Below are 15,071 nucleotides of genomic sequence, written 5' to 3'. Positions count from 1 at the left end.
TGTTCGGTCTTGCCGGACCCAGCCCGCATCCGCAGCGTTGCCGCCTGCTCCTCCGTCAACTCAACCTTTACCCGAGCGCCCATCCTGACCTCCTAAACTGGAGGCCAGTATATAGATTTATTTCAAGGACGCAACACTAGTGGCCGGCGTGTTCGTCCTCGTCCTCGGGTTCGAGGTCGAGCACCTCCTCGCCGCCGACGTAGGCCATGAGGATGGGGTTCTCCACGGCCTTGAGCAGGTTGGCGATGGCCCCGCGCAGCCGGTTGATGTTCTCCACGATCAGGTTGACGTACTGCATCTTCTTCTCGACCTCCATGCGCTCCACGGCCAGGCCGAAGAGGTGGCGCATGGCCGCCGGGGCCAGGGGCGGCCAGGGGCCTGGCACGAGCTGCATGGCCTCGGTGATGAGCGCCGTGGCGATCTCGTCCTCGTTGTCGAGAAAGTCCTCGCAGTCCTCGAGGATGAGTTCCGCGCCGTTTTTCATGATGGCCAGCACGTTGTTGCCCACGTGGGCCATGCCGCCGGCGGCCTTGGCCAGGGCGTCGCGGCCGAGCTCCAGCCGCCGGCCCACGGTCAGGGACACGACGCGGGCGCAGTCGCCCAGAAAGTCCGTCTCGTAGCGGTCGAAGAAGCGGGGCTTCTTCGAATAGAGCATGATGAGCCCGAAGGCCTTGCCTTGGGGTTCGCGCAGGAAAAACGACAAACGGCAACGAAAGCCCTCCAGGTAGGGCACGCAGTCGATGGATTCGCCGCCGCGCTCGGGGCCTTGCAGATTGTTGGAGACCACGAACAGCGCCTTGGGGTCGCCCACGGAGCGCATGACCGGGTGGTGGGGCAGGGTCTCCTCCATGGAGCGCACGAAGATGGGCGTGGCCCGGCCGGTGTGGGTGTTGGCCGCGATGTTGACCCAGTTGCCGGACTCGTCGCGCAGGCGGCAGACGTAGAGGTCGGCCTTGAGCTCCTTGAGCATGATCTCGGCGCTTTGCTCGAGGATCTCGTCGGCGGTCTGGAAGTCCTGGCCGGCGTTTATCAGCTCGTAGAGGATCTCGAGCATGAGCGTGGCCTTGTCATGGGCCTTCTTCATCTTGCCGTAGCGGTATTCCAGGTTGGCGAACCCGGGGTTGGCCCGCTGCAGCTCCTCGAGCTTGAGGGTCTTGACCGCGTCGATCTCGCGGCGCACCCCGGTCAGGGTGGTCAGCAGCCCCTCCCAGCCGTCCACCGGGCTCTCCGGCCGCTCCAGCACCGGCACGTCCTCCAACACGTCCAGGGACGTTTTGATCGATCGCAGCAGGTCGATGATGGCCGCGCGCACGGCGGCCGGCGCGGAGCCGATCATGTTGAGCAGGCGTTCGCGCACGTCGAAACCCGTGAGCAGAAGCGGGGAGGCCAGGGGACAGCAATCGGCTTTGAGCGGCATGGGGCGTCCTTGAAACGTGAAGGCGGGCGACCGCCGCGCCTAGCCGGTATGTAACGCGTCCGGCACGGCCTGTCGATGGGGCGTCAGAACGTGACCGTGTCGAAGCGCATGGCTTCGAGGTCGGCCACGAGCGCCTTGCCGGCCAGGGCCGGGGCGCGGCCGGCCAGCAGCCGCACGACCTCGGCGGCCATGAGCGCGGCGGCGGCCATGACCGCCGGCGAGGGACAGCCCAGGACCTCTTCGGCCGCCGTGCCGCCACCGCCGGCCAGGAGCTCCACGGGCGAGGACGCGCCGGGCGGGACCGTGGCCACGATGACCGTGTAGCCGGCCACGGCCCCGGTCACCAGGGGGATGCCCCGCTGGCGCGCCGCCGCCGCCAGGGCGGGCCGGTCGACAAGGCCGCCCAGGGCGTCCACGGCCACGTCCGCGCCCTCCAGCAGCGCGTCCATGCCGGCGCGGTCGAGGAATCCGGCCTGGGCGGAAAAATCGACCGAGGGATTGACGGCCGCGGCCCGGGCCAGGGCGGCCGAGGCCTTGGGCACGCCCAGGGCGGCGCGGTCGGAGAGGAGCTGGCGGTTGAGGTTGGACTCCTCGAAGATGTCGCCGTCGGCGGCGCGCACCGTGCCGACGCCGGTGCGCACGAGATTTTCGAGGAGCCCCCCGCCGAGCCCGCCCAGGCCGACCATGGCCGCGCACGAGGCAAGCAGCCGCGCCTGCTCGGCCATGGTGAAGGCGCGCAGGTTGCGGGCGTAGCGCAGGGGACAGACGCCCCGCTCCAGGGCGGCGATCTCCACCCGGCGCGGGGACAGGCCGCATTCGCGGGCCAGGGCGGCCACGGCGTCGAGCGTCAGGAACCGGCCGGGCCGGCCGTCGGGATAGGGAGCATCGTGGGCGGCGGCCGCGATGGCCTGGGAAAGGGCGTCGTCGGACAGGTCGGGCATGGCTTTCAGCCTCCGGTGATGGGGGGCACGAAAACGACGTCGTCGCCCGGGGCGAGGCGAACCTCGGGCCCGGCCGCCCGGCCGTTGACCAGCACCGTGCCCACGGCCGCCGGATCGACGCCGCAGCGCGCCGCAAGCGACGCCACGGTCTCGCCGTCGGCCAGATCCAGGCGGCCGTCCGGCGGCGCGCTCGCGGCCTGCCTGGCCAGCCCGGCCAGGAGGCGCACGGAAACGGCTCGGCTCACGCCTCGCCTTCGGGCGCCTCGATCCAGCCGGCCAGGGCGTCGATGATCTTTTTCGCCTGGTCCCGGCTGGAGATGGCGAACTTGGACTGCACCCGGTAGGCGTCGCCGGACTTCTTGTAGCGGCGGATGGCGTAGCGGTCCGGGCCGTAGGCGTCCTTTTTCGGGTCCCACTGGGTGAAGCGGAAGAGGATGGTGGTCCAGGCGCCGCGCGACAGGATCACCTTGTCCAGTTCCTTGGTCAAAAGCACGCCGTCTTCTTCGTAATTGACGGTCAGGTCGTCGATGGTCTCGGCCACGATGTACACTCCCTTGGCGGGGTTATTCGGACTGTCCCTGGCGCTGGGAATCGCGCTCGCGGCGGCGCTCGTGCAGCCTGGCCTCGCGGCGGGCGGCGGCCTCGCGGTTGCGGCGGCGGTCGTCCTCGGTTTCCAAAATGAGGGGCGGCACGGCATGGGGCCGGCGGTCGGCGTCCAGGGCGACGTAGGTCAGGTAGGCCGAGCCGGCGTGGCGCGTCTCGCCGGTGATGGGGTTTTCGCATTCCACCCGCACGCCCACTTCCATGGAGGTCGCGCCGACGAGGTTGACCGAGGCCATGAAGGTCACCACCTCCCCGATGTAGGCGGGCTTCAGGAAGTCCATGCGGTCGATGGAGGCCGTGACCACGGCCGAGCGGGCATGGCGGATGGCGGCGATGCCGCCGGCGGTGTCGATGTACTTGAGGATGACGCCGCCGTGGACGTTGCCGGCCGGGTTGGCGTCCGAGGGCAGCATGCGCTGGGGCATGACGACATGGCTGGCCGAAACCGGCTTGGGGTCGAGGGAGCGTTTTTCGGGCGGCGTCATTTTACGGCGTACCCCTTTTCCTGCATGCAGGCGTCGATGATTTCCTGCTGCTTGTCCGTGGCCTCGCCCGGCGAGCTTATGAGCGCCGTGGACACGTAGGCCCGGGATTCGCAGTCGCGGTAGTCGGCGTCGAGGGTTTCCTTGGCCACGTTGTCGGATTTGGGTTCGGTTCCTGCGCAGCCCAGGCTCAAGGCGGCCAGGGCGAGGCAGGACGCGGCGACGAGTCGGCGAAGCATGGGAGGCCTCCTTGGCGTAACGACGGGAACCGGGCCGGTATGGCCGTGGCAAGTCCTTAGCGTCCCCGGGGCCGCCGGGTCAATGCGCGGACTGGACATCGGGAGCGCTTCATGATTGAACGGGTCTGCAATGAGAAAAGCCCTGTTGCGGCAATGCGGCGACATGGCTGACGGATGCGGCGACAGCGGCGGCCCGAGTCTTCTCTCTCCTCTCTTTCGGCCCTCAACCCAAAGGGTTCCTGGGATATGCGCAGCAAGACCCCCTTTCTTGCCTTGTGTTGCGTCGCGGCCATTTGCTGTTTCCAACATTTCGCCCGGGCGCAGACTGCGGCTCCCGCCACAGACCAGCCGGACATGCAAAAGCTGACCCAGGAATCGAGCAATCCTGTGGGCAGCCTGTGGATGATCACCAACCAGTTCAACCTCAACCTGATCCAATCGCCCAGGGGCGGCCTGTTCAAGGACCCCAAGACGCAGTTCAACTACAACTTCCAGCCGGTCCTCACCTTCGACCTGCCGAGCGACCTGCGCCTGATCGCCCGGCCGGTGCTGCCGGTCTACAACACGCCCTATGCCGGCGGCCTCCACAAGGTCGACTACAAGTTCGGCCTGGGCGACGCCGAGTTCATGGCCATGGTCGCGCCGAGCTCCGGCAGCTCCGGCTTCCTGTTCGGCCTCGGGCCCACGGCCGTGTTTCCCACGGCCTCGGACAAGCATCTGGGCAACGGCAAATGGCAGCTCGGCGGGGCGCTGGCCGCCGTGTACATGGACGAGAAGTGGGTGGCCGGCATCTTCCCCCAGCAGTGGTGGTCCGTGGGGGGCGATCCGTCCCGCAAGGAAGTCAGCCTCACCAAGGCGCAATATTTCCTGTGGTATTCGCCCGTCCCCACCTGGCAGGTCGGGATGTCGCCCAACGTGCTCATCGACTGGACGCAAAAGGACGCGGACAAGGCGTTGACCCTGCCCGTGGGCCTGGGCGTGGCCAAGCTCGTCATGCTGGGCAAGCTGCCGGTGAAAATCGGCGCGGAGGCCGACTATTCCGTCATCCGGCCGCGCGACGCCGGCACGGAATGGACGTTCAAGCTCACCCTCACGCCGATCATCCCCAAACTCTTCTAACCCCAAGGAGGCTCACGACATGCGCCGATCCCCCCTGGCCGTCCTGGCCGCCGGGCTCATCGCCCTGGCAGGCCTTGGCCGCGCCGAGGCCTGCACCAGCTTCCGCCTGAAGACCACGGACGGGGCCGTCGTCTACGCCCGCACCATGGAATACGCCCAGGACCTCCACCCCGGCGTGACCGTCGCGCCCAAGGGGACGCCCTTCGTCGGCACCCTGCCCGACGGCTCGGCCAAGGGCCTGGCCTTTCCGGCCAAATACGGCTTCGTGGGCATGAATTCCTTCGGCACCCCGGTCAACATCGACGGCGTCAACGAAAAAGGCCTGGCGGCCGGCGGGCTGCTCTTCCCGGGATACGCCGGCTACCAGCCCTTCGAGCCGGCCGAGGCGGGCAAGACCATCGCCCAGTTCGACGTGATCAACTGGATCCTGTCCCAGTTCGCCACCGTGGCCGAGGTGCGCCAGGGCCTGGCCGGCGTGCGCGTGTGCCAGGGGCCGTCGAGCCTCGCCGGCGTGGCCATCGGCCCCCTGCCCCTGCACTGGACCGTGCACGACGCCGGGGGCGCAAGCATCGTCATCGAATACATGGGGGGGACGCTCAAGGTCCACGACAACCCGCTGACCGTGCTCACCAACTCGCCCGATTTCGACTGGATGCGCATCTACCTCAGCAACTACGTCAACCTGTCGGCCGTCAACGCCGCGCCCAAGGACCTCTCGGGCTACAAGGTCGACCCCACGGGCCAGGGCTCGGGCATGCTGGGCCTGCCCGGCGACTTCACCCCGCCCAGCCGCTTCCTGCGCATGGTGGCCCTGACCCAGTCGGCCTCGCCGGTGACCGGCGCAGCGGCCGGGGTCAACCTGGCCATGACCATCATCAACAACGTGGACATCCCGCTGGGGGCCGTGCGCGACGTCTCGCCCGCCGGCGTGGAGCGCGACGTCACCCAGTGGGTCGCCGTGGCGGACACGGCCAGGGGCCGCTACTACCTGCGCACCTACACCGACAAGAACTGGCGCAGCGTGGACGTCAAGGCCGCCCTGGCCAAGGCCGGGAAAACGCTCATGAGCATTCCCATGGACACCCCGGCCGATTATCCCGACATTACGGCCGCGGCCAAGCCCATGCAGTGAAGCCCCCGCCCGTCGGGCCGGCCGGCCCGGCGGGCGCGTCCCCAACCTTCGACCGCAGGAAAACGCCCATGCCCCACCACCCCCACGCCCCGACGCGCCTCCTGGCCGCCCTGTGCCTGTGCCTCGCCAGCCTCCTGACCGTCGCCCCACGCCCGGCCCAGGCCGTTGAGGGCGGGGCCAGCCACTACATCCAGGGGGCCTACGGCGACTTCCTCATGGGCCTCATCCCGGCCTCGGGCTTCTACGTGCGAAACGACACCCTCTACCAGTCCGCGCACATGGACTCCACGTTCAAGGCCGGCCGCGTCTTCGCCGGCATCGACGACACCTCGGTGATCAACATCACCAAGCTCTCCTACCTGTTCGACGTGCCGGCCATGGGCGGCTTCCTGGGCCTGGGCGTCGGGGTGCCGTTCATCCTCAACGAGCACATCACCGGCGACGTGGCCGCGGACTACAGCCGCCGTTCGCGCACGACCGGCCTCGACACGCCCCACCAGCTGGACTTCGGCGGCGGCGGCGACCGGGGCGGGCTTTCCGACATCTTCCTCATGCCGGTCATCGCCGGCTGGAACTTCGGCGAATGCCACCTGGCCGTCTCGCCCATCGTCTTTTTGCCCACGGGCTACTACGACAAGAGCAAGCTCACCAACCTGGGCATGAACTACGCCAGCTTCGACGGCAACGTGGCCTTCACCTGGCTGAGCAAAAAGCGGTTCGAACTGTCGGTCAACGCCGGCTACATGATCAACGCCGAGAACGCGACCACCAAGTACCTGAGCGGCAACCAGCTCCACGTGGACTGGACCGCCGCCTACCACGTGAACGAACGCCTGGCCCTTGGCGCGGTGGGCTACCTCGTGGCCCAGACCACGCCGGACAGCGGCTCGGGCGCGACCATGGGGTCGTTTTACTCCTCGGGCACGGGCATCGGCCCGGCCGCCACCTACGCCATTCCCGTGGGCAACAAGGACGTCATGCTCATCGCCAAATGGCTCCACGGCCTGGGCGCGACCCACAGCTTCCTCGGCGACACGGTCTACGCCTCCTTCGCCGTCAAGTTCTAGCCCTTCCCCGGGCGGGGTCGCCGCCGCGACCCCGCCCATGCGACGCGGGCGGCCCGCTCCCCCGGGCTGCCCGCGTTTCCTTTCGGGCCGCCGCCGCATCGGCCCTTGACGCCGCCGCGCGCGCCGGGCTATCCGGCGGCCTCGCGACGCAACCGTATGCACACCCAGCCCAAGGCCCGCATCTTCACCTTCGAGTTCGTCGGGCTTTGCCTGATGATCTTCCTGTCCTACTGCAACATCACGGTCTTCTACAGCCTTTACGTCTACCTCCAGGCGCTGGGCGTGCCCGAATCCTGGCGGGGCCTGCTCATCGGAGCCTCGTCCCTGGCCACCATGGCCGGCTATCTCTTCGCCAGCCCCTTCCTGACGGTGCATAACGCCGCCCGGGCCGCCGGGACCGGCATCCTCGTCCTTTGCGGCTGCGGCCTGGCCTACCTCCACGCCGCCAGCCCGCCGGCGCTTCTGGCCGTGCGGCTCCTAAACGGCCTGGGCGTGGCGCTCGTTTCCGCCGGGGCCATGACCATGCTCGTGGCCGTCATCCCGCCGGCGCGCACGGGACAGGCCTTCGGCATGTATTCCGTGGCCATGCTCCTGCCCTATTCCATCGTGCCGCCGGTCTTCGACTGGCTCTCCCCGGCCGTGGTCTCCTACCCCCAGGGCTACGCCGGCATGGCCCTGGCCCTGGTCCCGGCCCTGCTCGTCGTGGCCGTGCTCGGCCGGCGCGTGGCCGCGCGCCCGCAGCACGCCCCGGCCCGCCGGCCGTCCCTGGCGGCGATGGCCCAAAACGCCCGCAAACGGCCGATTGCCCAACTGCTGGCCGTCAACGCCGTCTACTACCTGAGCTTCGCCTCGCTTTTCTTCCTGGCCAAGAGCCTTTTCCTGTCGCGGGGCCTCGACCATGTGGGCGTCTTTTTCTCCATCCAGATGTCCTGCATGATTCTCCTTCGCGTCTTCGCCAACCGCGTCTTCGACGTGGTGCCGAAAATCCGGCTCATCCGGTTTTGCTACCTGGTCACCGCGGGCACCTTCGTGCTGCTTTTTTTCGCCCATGGCCCGGCCGTGACCTTCGCCGCGGCGGCGCTCCTCGGGCTTGGCATGGGCGTGGGCTCGCCGTCGCTCAACGCCTTCATGTACGAGATGTCCGAGCCGGCCTACCGGGGGCTCAACGCCAACCTGATGATGCTGTCGCTGCAGGCCGGCAGCTTCCTCGGCCCGATCCTCGGCGGCGCGGCCGTCGCGGCCGTGGGCTACGGCGGCTTTCTGCTGGTGGGGGCGGCGGCCTGCCTGTGCGGCACGGCCATGAGCCTGGGGCTTGGCGGGAAAACGCCGGGAACCGTTTGACCGGCCGGCCGAAACAGGTCAGTCTCGCGGGAGAAGGAGGGAACCATGCACGGATGGTACGAATACGGAAGCTACGGCGGCGGATTGGTGTCGCTTCTGATCACGCTGCTCGTTCTGATCGTGATCTTTCTGGTCTGCCGGGAGATCGTGTGCTGGTACTGGAAGATCAACCGGGCGGTGGAGCTCTTGGAGCGGCAAAACGTGCTGCTCGAGCGCATCGAGGCACGGCTTTCGGCCACGGGGCAGGCCCCGCCGCCGGGCAGCGCCGGCTGAGGCCGGGCTACTTCTTGCCGACCAGTTCCAGGATGGCGGCGAAGCTCTGCTCCAGGCTGGCGCTGTCGGCCACCTCCTGGCGCAGGAAGGCGTTGATGGGGCCGATCATGTCGATGGCCCGGTCGATGTCCGGGTTGGCCCCCCGGGCGTAGGCCCCGATGTTGACCATGTCCTCCACCCGCCGGTAGGTGGCCAGGATGCGGATGAGCTCCCGGCCGGCCTGCAGGGCGTCTTTGGGCGTCACGTCCGAGCGCAGGCGGCTTATGGAGCGCAGCACGTCGATGGCCGGGAAATGCCCCTGGTCGGCCAGGTCGCGGGTGAGCACGATGTGGCCGTCGAGGATGGAGCGCACGGCGTCGGCGATGGGCTCGTTGAAGTCGTCGCCGTCCACGAGCACGGTGTAGATGCCGGTGATGCTGCCCTTGCCGTTCCTGCCGGCCCGCTCCAGGAGCTTGGGCAGCTGGGCGAAGACCGAGGGCGTGTAGCCGCGCGTGGTCGGCGGCTCGCCGGCGGCCAGGCCCACCTCGCGCCCGGCCATGGCGAAGCGGGTGACGGAGTCCATCATCAGGATGACGTCCTTGCCCTCGTCGCGGAAAAATTCCGCCATGGCCGTGGCCGCGTAGGCGGCGCGCATGCGGATCAGCGGACTCTTGTCCGAGGTGGCCACCACCACCACGGACCGGGCCATGCCCTCGGGCCCCAGATCCTTCTCGATGAATTCCCGCAATTCCCTGCCGCGTTCGCCGACCAGGCCGATGACGTTGACGTCGGCTTTGGTGTTGCGCGCGATCATGCCCATGAGCGTCGACTTGCCGACGCCCGAGCCGGCCATGATGCCCACGCGCTGGCCCTTGCCGAGGGTCAGAAGGCCGTTTATCGCCCGCACGCCCACGTCCATGGGGTCGCAGATGCGCGGCCGGTCCATGGGGGCCGGGGCCGGGGCGAAAACGGGGTTGAAGCGCGTGGGGGCAAGCGGCTCGCCGTCGTCCAGGGGCGTGCCGAAGGCGTCGATGACCCGGCCCAGGTAGCGCCGGCCCACGGGAAAAAGCGGCGGCGTGCTGGTGTTGCGGATGAGCGTCCCGGGCGCGATGCCGCGCAGGTCGTCGTAGGGCATGAACAGGCAGGCCCCGTCGCGAAACCCCACCACCTCGGCCGGCACCTCGCGCACGGTCTGCCCGTCGTCGGAAAGCAGCTGGCACACCGAGCCCACCGGGGCGCGGATGCCCCGCCCCTCGGCGATGAGCCCCACCACCTTGGTCACCTTGCCGTAGGTGCGCGCCGGGCGCAGCCCTTCCAGCATGGCCATGGCTCCGGCCGTGTCAAGAACCGGCATTGCCGTCGTCCCCGGGCGCGGCCAGGCTGTTCAGGATGTTTTCCACCTCGGAAAAGCGGCTGCCGATGGAGTTGTCCACCAGCCCGTCGCCGCATTCGAGGATGACGCTGCCCGGGAGCAGTTCGGGGTTGGGCCGCACGAGCACCCGGTCGAGGCCGCCGCGCTCCTTTTCGGCCCGGCTGATGAGCTCGCGAAGGAGCGGCTCGTCCTCGGGGTTGACGGCCAGGGTCAGGTCGGCCTTGGCCTCCATGAGGTCCAGGGATTCGTTCAGGAGATTGCGCAGGATCTCCTCGCGCCGCCCGTCGATGGCGGCCAGGGTGGCGCGCTCCAGGGCCAGGCGCAGCAGCGCGACGAATTCCTGACGGTGGGCGTCCCAGAGCTTCGCGCGCTCCCCGGCCAGGGATTCGAGCATGGTGCCGAGGGAGGCGGACATCTGGCCCAGCTCGGTCTGGATCTGCTCTCCGGCCGCGGCCACGCCGGCGGCGTAGCCGGCCTCTTGCGCCTTGGCCTTGATGCGCTCGCCCTCGGCCATGGCCTCGGCGATGATGGCCGACGCCTTGGCCTTGGCCTTGGCCCGCACCCGCTCCCAGAACTGGGCCTCGACCTCCTCGAAATGCATGGGCGAGCGGCGCGACTCCAGCTCCGAGACCGTGGTCTCGGCCTCGCCGCCGCCGCCCGGGCCCAGGATGACCCGGCCGGTGAGCACCCCCGGGGCGTCGTCAGATAAAGACATCCCCGCCTCCGCGGCCGATGGCGATCTTGCCCTCGGCCTCCAGCCGCCGCACGGTCTTGACCACGTTCTGCTGCGCGGCCTCCACCTCGGCCAGGCGGATGGGGCCCATGATCTCCAGGTCTTCCTGGATCATGGTGGCGGCGCGTTCGGAGAGGTTCTTGAAGAACTTGTCGCGCAGCTCCTCGGAAGCGCCCTTCAGGGCCTGGGTCAGCTCCTCGTTGGAGACTTCCTTGAGGAGTTCGCGGATGGCCCGGTCGTCCAGGGCCTTGATGTCCTCGAAGACGAACATGAGGTTGCGGATGTCCTCGGCCATCTGCGCCGATTCCTCCTCGATCTCCGAGAGCACTTCCTCTTCCGTGGCCCGGTCCACGGCGTTCAATATTTCGGCCACGGCCGTGATGCCGCCGACCTTCTTGCCTTCCTTGCCGCCCATGGCGATGAGCTGGTTCTGCAGCACCTTGTCCACTTCGAGGAGCATGTCCTCGGCCACGGCCTCCAGGCGCGACAGGCGCATGAGCACCTCGGCCCGCACGCCCGAGGGCAGGTTCTGGAGCAGTTCCGCAGCCATGTCGGGATGCAGGTGGCCGAGGATGAGCGCCAGGGTCTGGGGGTGCTCGTTGCGCAGGATCTGGGCCAGGATGCGCGGGGAGACGTTGCCGAGCTCCTGGAAGGGCGTGGGCCCGGTGTCGAGCTCGAGGGTCTCCATGATGTACTTGGCCGTGTCGGAATCCAGCGTCTTGGCCAGCATCTTGCGCACCTGCTCCGGGCCGCCCGTGACCATGTCCTTGCCGATCTGCATGGACTCGTTGAATTCCCGGACCACGTCCTCGACCTGCTCCTTGGGCACGGTCTCCATCTCCATCATGGCCTTGGAGATGCGGGCGATTTCCTTCCGGTCCAGGCGCTTGAACACCTCGCCGGCGAACTTCTCGCCGAGCGCCAGGCACAGCACGGCGGTCTTTTGCGGTCCGGTCATGGGCATCGGGGCCTAGGCCTCCTGCTTGAGCCAGGATTTGAGCACGGTCATGGACTGTTCCATGTTCTCCTCGAACAGCTGGAGCGCCAGGTTCTTGGCCAGTTCGAACTGCTTGGCGCTTTCGAGCATGGGCGCTTCCCCGGACTCCTCGCTGGCTTCAGCCAGGGCCAGCCTGGCCTCGCCCTCGGGCAGGCGCTCCAGGGTCTCGATCTCCTCTTCCGTGACCCGCGGGCGGATCAGCGCCAGGACCACCGGCCGCACCACCAGGATGAGGAAGAGGAAGAGCAGCAATCCGTTCAGGAACGGCTTGCCCAGGCGCTGGGCATATTCCAGCATGGTCTGCATCAGGCTCGGCTCGCCCGATCCGTCGGGAGCGCCGAACTCGAAGCTCGACACCTGGACCTCGTCCCCGCGCGCGGGATCGAGGCCGGCCGCCCGGGCCACCACCTGCTTGATGCGCTCGAGTTCCTCGGGCTTGCGCGGCACGAACGTATAGGTGTTCTTGCCCTCGACCTTCTCGTAGGTCCCGTCCACGATAACCGCTATGGACTGGCGCTTCAAGTCGCCCACGGGGGTGACGACGTTTTGTTCTTCCTTGTTGATCTCGTAGTTGGTCGTGCTGTTGGCCCGGTTGGACTTCTGGGTGGATTCGGTGCCGGAGTAGCCCTCGCCCCGGAAATTGCTGTTGGGCACGGCCGCGCCGCCGCCGCGCGGGGTGGTGGTCACGCCCGAGGCGTCCACGGCCGCCGTGCCGGAGGTCGATTCCTCATTTTTCTGCTCGCTGCGCACCACGCTGACGTTGGGGTCGTAGAGCTCCTTGCGGATGGTGCGCTGGCTGAAGTCCAGGTCCACGTTGGCCTTGACCAGGGCCCGACCGGGGCCCACGATGGGAGTGAGAAGCTGTTCGAGGCGATTTTCCAGGTTGGATTCGAAGGTGTTCTTGAATTCGAACTGGGTGGTGGACATGCCGGCCATGCCGCCGTCGTTTCGCGGCTGGTACAGGGCCTGGCCCGAGGTGTCGGTGATGGTGACATGCTCGGGGGTGAGCCCCTCCACGGACATGGACACCAGATTGACGATGCCCTGGAGCTGCTTGGCGTCAAGTTTTTGGCCACGCTTGAGGGTCAGGACCACCGAGGCCGAGGCCTGCTTCTGCTCCTCGATGAAAAGGCTCTTCTGGGGCAGCACCAGGTGCACCCTGGCCTTGTCCACCTGGGGGAACTCCGAGATGGTGCGCGCCAGCTCGCCCTGGAGCGCCCGGGTGTAGTTGATGCGCTGCACGAAATCGGTCTGCCCGACCTTGAGCTGGTCGAAGATCTCGAAGCCCACGCCCTGGCCGTGCATCACGCCCTCGCCGGCCACCTTCAGGCGCTGCTCGTAGACCGCCTCGGCCGGCACCAGCACCGTGCTCCCGTTGTCGCGCAGCTCGTAGGGCGTCTTGGAGGCCTTGAGCAGCTCCACGATGCGGGCGGCGTCCTCGGGGGCCAGGCGGGTGTACAGAACGCGCATGTCCGGCTGGTTGAGGAAATAGATCATCACCAGGAAGGCGACCGCCGTGGAAAGGGCCAGCCCGGCCAAAAGCACCCGCTGGGTGTTGGTGCGGTTGGACCAGTACTGGATGAGCTTTTCGAAGGTCTGCTTGAGAAAGGGGGGCATGGCGATTCTCCGGGCGTGCTTCCGTTAAGGGTGGCGGTCCGCTAGAACTGCATCTTCACGAGTTCTTTGTAGGCTTCGAGCACCTTGCCGCGCACGGCCGTGGTCATCTGCATGGCCAGTCCCGCCTTTTGCAGGTTGATCATCAGCTCATGCACGTTCTCGGTCTTGCCAGAGGCGAAGGACTCGACCATCTCGGCCTTCTGGTTCTGCATGTCGTTGACGTTCTTGATCGAGTCCATGAGCTTGGCCCCGAACCCTTCGGTCGGGGCGGCCGGCTTGGCCAGGGAACGCGAGACCTTGCCGTCGATGGAGGCGGCGCTGGCCATGGCGTTGCGGTAGGCGGAAAGGGCAATGGGGGAAATGGCCATGGGAAACCTCCGTTACCGACCGATGTCCAGGGCCTTGGTGAACATGTTCTTGACGGTGCCGATGGACGAGCTCGACGCCTCGTAGCTGCGCATGGCCGTGATCATGTTGGCCATCTCCTCCACCACGTTGATGTCGGGGTAGGCCACGTAGCCGTCGGCGTTGGCGTCGGGGTGGCCGGGCTCGTACTGCATGCGGAAGGGCCGGTTGTCGTTGACCAGGCCCGTGACCTTGACGCCGGCCAGCTCCCGGTCCTGGGCCGTCTGCATGGCCTTGGAAAAAGGCGCGTCCACGGGGGTGGACTCCAGCATCACGGACTTGCGCACGTAAGGCCCGGTGCCGTTGACCGTGCGGGTGGTCCTGATGTTGGCCAGGTTCATGGAAATGGTGTTCATGAGGGTGCGCTGGGCGGACATGCCCGACGACCCGATGTCCATGGCGGTGAAGAGGTCCATGCTACTTGCCTCCGTCCATGATGACCTTCTGCAGGCCTTCGAAGTCCTTCTTGGTGATGTCGGCCAGGGCGTTGTACATGAGGGTGTTCTTGGCCATGATCGACATTTCCTTGTCCATGTCCACGCTGTCCAGGCCCGCCACGACCCGGGGCTTCCAGCCCATCTCCAGGTTTCCCTGGAAGCCGGCGGCGTTGAACACTGCCGGCAGGTGGCCGGCCTCGGTGCGCGTCATCTTGCCGCGGTCGTCGGTGTTGAGCGCCGCCTGCAGCTCCTTCTCGAACTCCAGCCGGCGCGCCTTGAACGACGGGACATCCTGGTTGGCCAGGTTGGTCATGACGACATTCTGACGGTCGAGGTGCAGGTCCATGACCTTGCCGAGCAACCCGATATTGCTGGAAAACATTGTTTTCATGTCGTTTTTCCCTCCCTTGGCCGGCGGCCGCCGCCTTGGGGCCGACCGCCGTCGCGGAACTACTGGGCAAAAAGCGTTCCAGCCGAAACCGCGTCGCCCGCCGGACAGGAATTTTTTGCCCAACTCCCCGTTTCACTTTTTCATAAAACCATGCGGCAAAAACGCCCGGCCCCGGCCGCAAAGCCCCTTGCAGCCCGCCTGCGGCCCCCATTCGACCTCTGGCACGGGGATTGCTTTGCTCTTGGTGCCCGGCAGGACGCGCCGCCGGCGCCGGCCTTACGGCCGAAAGACGCGAAAAAAACGGCGCAGGGATCGCGCGCCAACCGGCGACGCCGCAGCCAACGGCCGAGGCGTCGGGAACGGAGGGGTAGTCATGAGTGGGCAGCTGGATTACGAAATCAACAAGGAACTCGGCGAGTGCTATCTGTTCATGGGCGACCTGGACAAGGCCGAGGAATACTACAACAAGGCCATGAGCAGTAACGGCGTCCACTCGGACCCGTACCTGGGCCTGGCCACCATCGCC

19 protein-coding genes are annotated in these 15,071 nt (G+C 67.5%); 6 read left to right on the top strand and 13 right to left on the bottom strand.

All coding sequences use genetic code 11. The features are described from left to right. Positions 1-136: 136 nt before the first annotated feature. From Q1K70_RS09680 to Q1K70_RS09655, 6 genes are all read right to left on the bottom strand, one after another. Positions 137-1,417 (bottom strand): histidine kinase, encoded by a 1,281-nt coding sequence (locus Q1K70_RS09680; protein WP_300158377.1) that lies wholly within the window; start codon positions 1,415-1,417, stop codon positions 137-139. An 83-nt stretch (positions 1,418-1,500) separates the two neighbouring features. Then, positions 1,501-2,358 carry a ThiF family adenylyltransferase gene (locus tag Q1K70_RS09675; protein WP_300158374.1) on the bottom strand — a complete coding sequence of 286 codons (858 nt, stop codon included), beginning with the start codon at positions 2,356-2,358 and terminating at the stop codon, positions 1,501-1,503. Positions 2,359-2,363: 5 nt separating this feature from the next. After that, positions 2,364-2,603, bottom strand: coding sequence for a MoaD/ThiS family protein (locus Q1K70_RS09670; protein ID WP_300158371.1), 240 nt, complete (start codon positions 2,601-2,603; stop codon positions 2,364-2,366). After that, positions 2,600-2,899, bottom strand: coding sequence for a hypothetical protein (locus Q1K70_RS09665; RefSeq protein ID WP_300158367.1), 300 nt, complete (start codon positions 2,897-2,899; stop codon positions 2,600-2,602). Before Q1K70_RS09665 ends, Q1K70_RS09670 begins: the two co-directional genes overlap by 4 nt. Positions 2,900-2,921: 22 nt before the next feature. Then, positions 2,922-3,446, bottom strand: coding sequence for an acyl-CoA thioesterase (locus Q1K70_RS09660; protein WP_300158364.1), 525 nt, complete (start codon positions 3,444-3,446; stop codon positions 2,922-2,924). Further along, positions 3,443-3,682 carry a hypothetical protein gene (locus Q1K70_RS09655; protein WP_300158361.1) on the bottom strand — a complete coding sequence of 80 codons (240 nt, stop codon included), beginning with the start codon at positions 3,680-3,682 and terminating at the stop codon, positions 3,443-3,445. The genes Q1K70_RS09660 and Q1K70_RS09655 overlap by 4 nt, the downstream gene beginning before the upstream one ends. Before the next feature lie 354 nt (positions 3,683-4,036). Between Q1K70_RS09655 and Q1K70_RS09650 the strand changes: the two genes are divergently transcribed. From Q1K70_RS09650 to Q1K70_RS09630, 5 genes are all read left to right on the top strand, one after another. Then, on the top strand, positions 4,037-4,801 hold the full coding sequence (locus Q1K70_RS09650) for a hypothetical protein (protein ID WP_300158358.1): 765 nt from the start codon (positions 4,037-4,039) through the stop codon (positions 4,799-4,801). A 19-nt stretch (positions 4,802-4,820) separates the two neighbouring features. Then, entirely contained in the window at positions 4,821-5,933 is a 1,113-nt protein-coding gene (locus Q1K70_RS09645; RefSeq protein WP_300158355.1) for a choloylglycine hydrolase family protein, read from the top strand. A gap of 68 nt (positions 5,934-6,001) precedes the next feature. Then, positions 6,002-7,000, top strand: coding sequence for a transporter (locus tag Q1K70_RS09640; protein ID WP_300158352.1), 999 nt, complete (start codon positions 6,002-6,004; stop codon positions 6,998-7,000). A 156-nt stretch (positions 7,001-7,156) separates the two neighbouring features. Beyond that, positions 7,157-8,341 (top strand): MFS transporter, encoded by a 1,185-nt coding sequence (locus Q1K70_RS09635; protein WP_300158349.1) that lies wholly within the window; start codon positions 7,157-7,159, stop codon positions 8,339-8,341. 45 nt (positions 8,342-8,386) lie between these two features. Further along, positions 8,387-8,614: a hypothetical protein gene (locus tag Q1K70_RS09630; RefSeq protein WP_300158346.1), complete on the top strand. Its 228-nt coding sequence runs from the start codon at positions 8,387-8,389 to the stop codon at positions 8,612-8,614. Between the two features lie 7 nt (positions 8,615-8,621). Here the strand turns inward: Q1K70_RS09630 and Q1K70_RS09625 are convergent, their stop codons facing one another. From Q1K70_RS09625 to flgB, 7 genes are read right to left on the bottom strand one after another with little or no spacing between them, the layout of a single operon-like run. Continuing rightward, the gene (locus Q1K70_RS09625) at positions 8,622-9,947 is read right to left on the bottom strand and encodes a FliI/YscN family ATPase (RefSeq protein WP_300158343.1); all 1,326 of its coding nucleotides are present in this window, start codon (positions 9,945-9,947) and stop codon (positions 8,622-8,624) included. Further along, positions 9,934-10,680: a FliH/SctL family protein gene (locus tag Q1K70_RS09620; protein ID WP_300158340.1), complete on the bottom strand. Its 747-nt coding sequence runs from the start codon at positions 10,678-10,680 to the stop codon at positions 9,934-9,936. Before Q1K70_RS09620 ends, Q1K70_RS09625 begins: the two co-directional genes overlap by 14 nt. Beyond that, the gene (fliG, locus tag Q1K70_RS09615; RefSeq protein ID WP_300158337.1) at positions 10,667-11,662 is read right to left on the bottom strand and encodes a flagellar motor switch protein FliG; all 996 of its coding nucleotides are present in this window, start codon (positions 11,660-11,662) and stop codon (positions 10,667-10,669) included. The genes Q1K70_RS09620 and fliG overlap by 14 nt, the downstream gene beginning before the upstream one ends. A gap of 6 nt (positions 11,663-11,668) precedes the next feature. Continuing rightward, a complete protein-coding gene (gene fliF, locus Q1K70_RS09610) occupies positions 11,669-13,312 on the bottom strand; it encodes a flagellar basal-body MS-ring/collar protein FliF (protein ID WP_300158334.1) in 1,644 nt (547 codons plus the stop codon). 41 nt (positions 13,313-13,353) lie between these two features. Then, entirely contained in the window at positions 13,354-13,680 is a 327-nt protein-coding gene (gene fliE / locus Q1K70_RS09605; RefSeq protein ID WP_300158331.1) for a flagellar hook-basal body complex protein FliE, read from the bottom strand. Positions 13,681-13,692: 12 nt separating this feature from the next. After that, positions 13,693-14,133 carry a flagellar basal body rod protein FlgC gene (gene flgC, locus Q1K70_RS09600; RefSeq protein WP_300158329.1) on the bottom strand — a complete coding sequence of 147 codons (441 nt, stop codon included), beginning with the start codon at positions 14,131-14,133 and terminating at the stop codon, positions 13,693-13,695. Position 14,134: 1 nt separating this feature from the next. Next, on the bottom strand, positions 14,135-14,545 hold the full coding sequence (gene flgB / locus Q1K70_RS09595) for a flagellar basal body rod protein FlgB (RefSeq protein WP_300158326.1): 411 nt from the start codon (positions 14,543-14,545) through the stop codon (positions 14,135-14,137). 373 nt (positions 14,546-14,918) lie between these two features. Here flgB and Q1K70_RS09590 point away from each other — a divergent pair. Further along, the coding region (locus Q1K70_RS09590) for a tetratricopeptide repeat protein (RefSeq protein ID WP_300158380.1) at positions 14,919-15,071 on the top strand (153 nt) is incomplete at its 3' end.

The organism is Solidesulfovibrio sp. (assembly GCF_029978005.1).
Classification (GTDB): domain Bacteria; phylum Desulfobacterota; class Desulfovibrionia; order Desulfovibrionales; family Desulfovibrionaceae; genus Solidesulfovibrio.
Note: the sequence above shows the minus strand (reverse complement) of the source record. Positions and strands in the feature narration are given on the sequence as shown.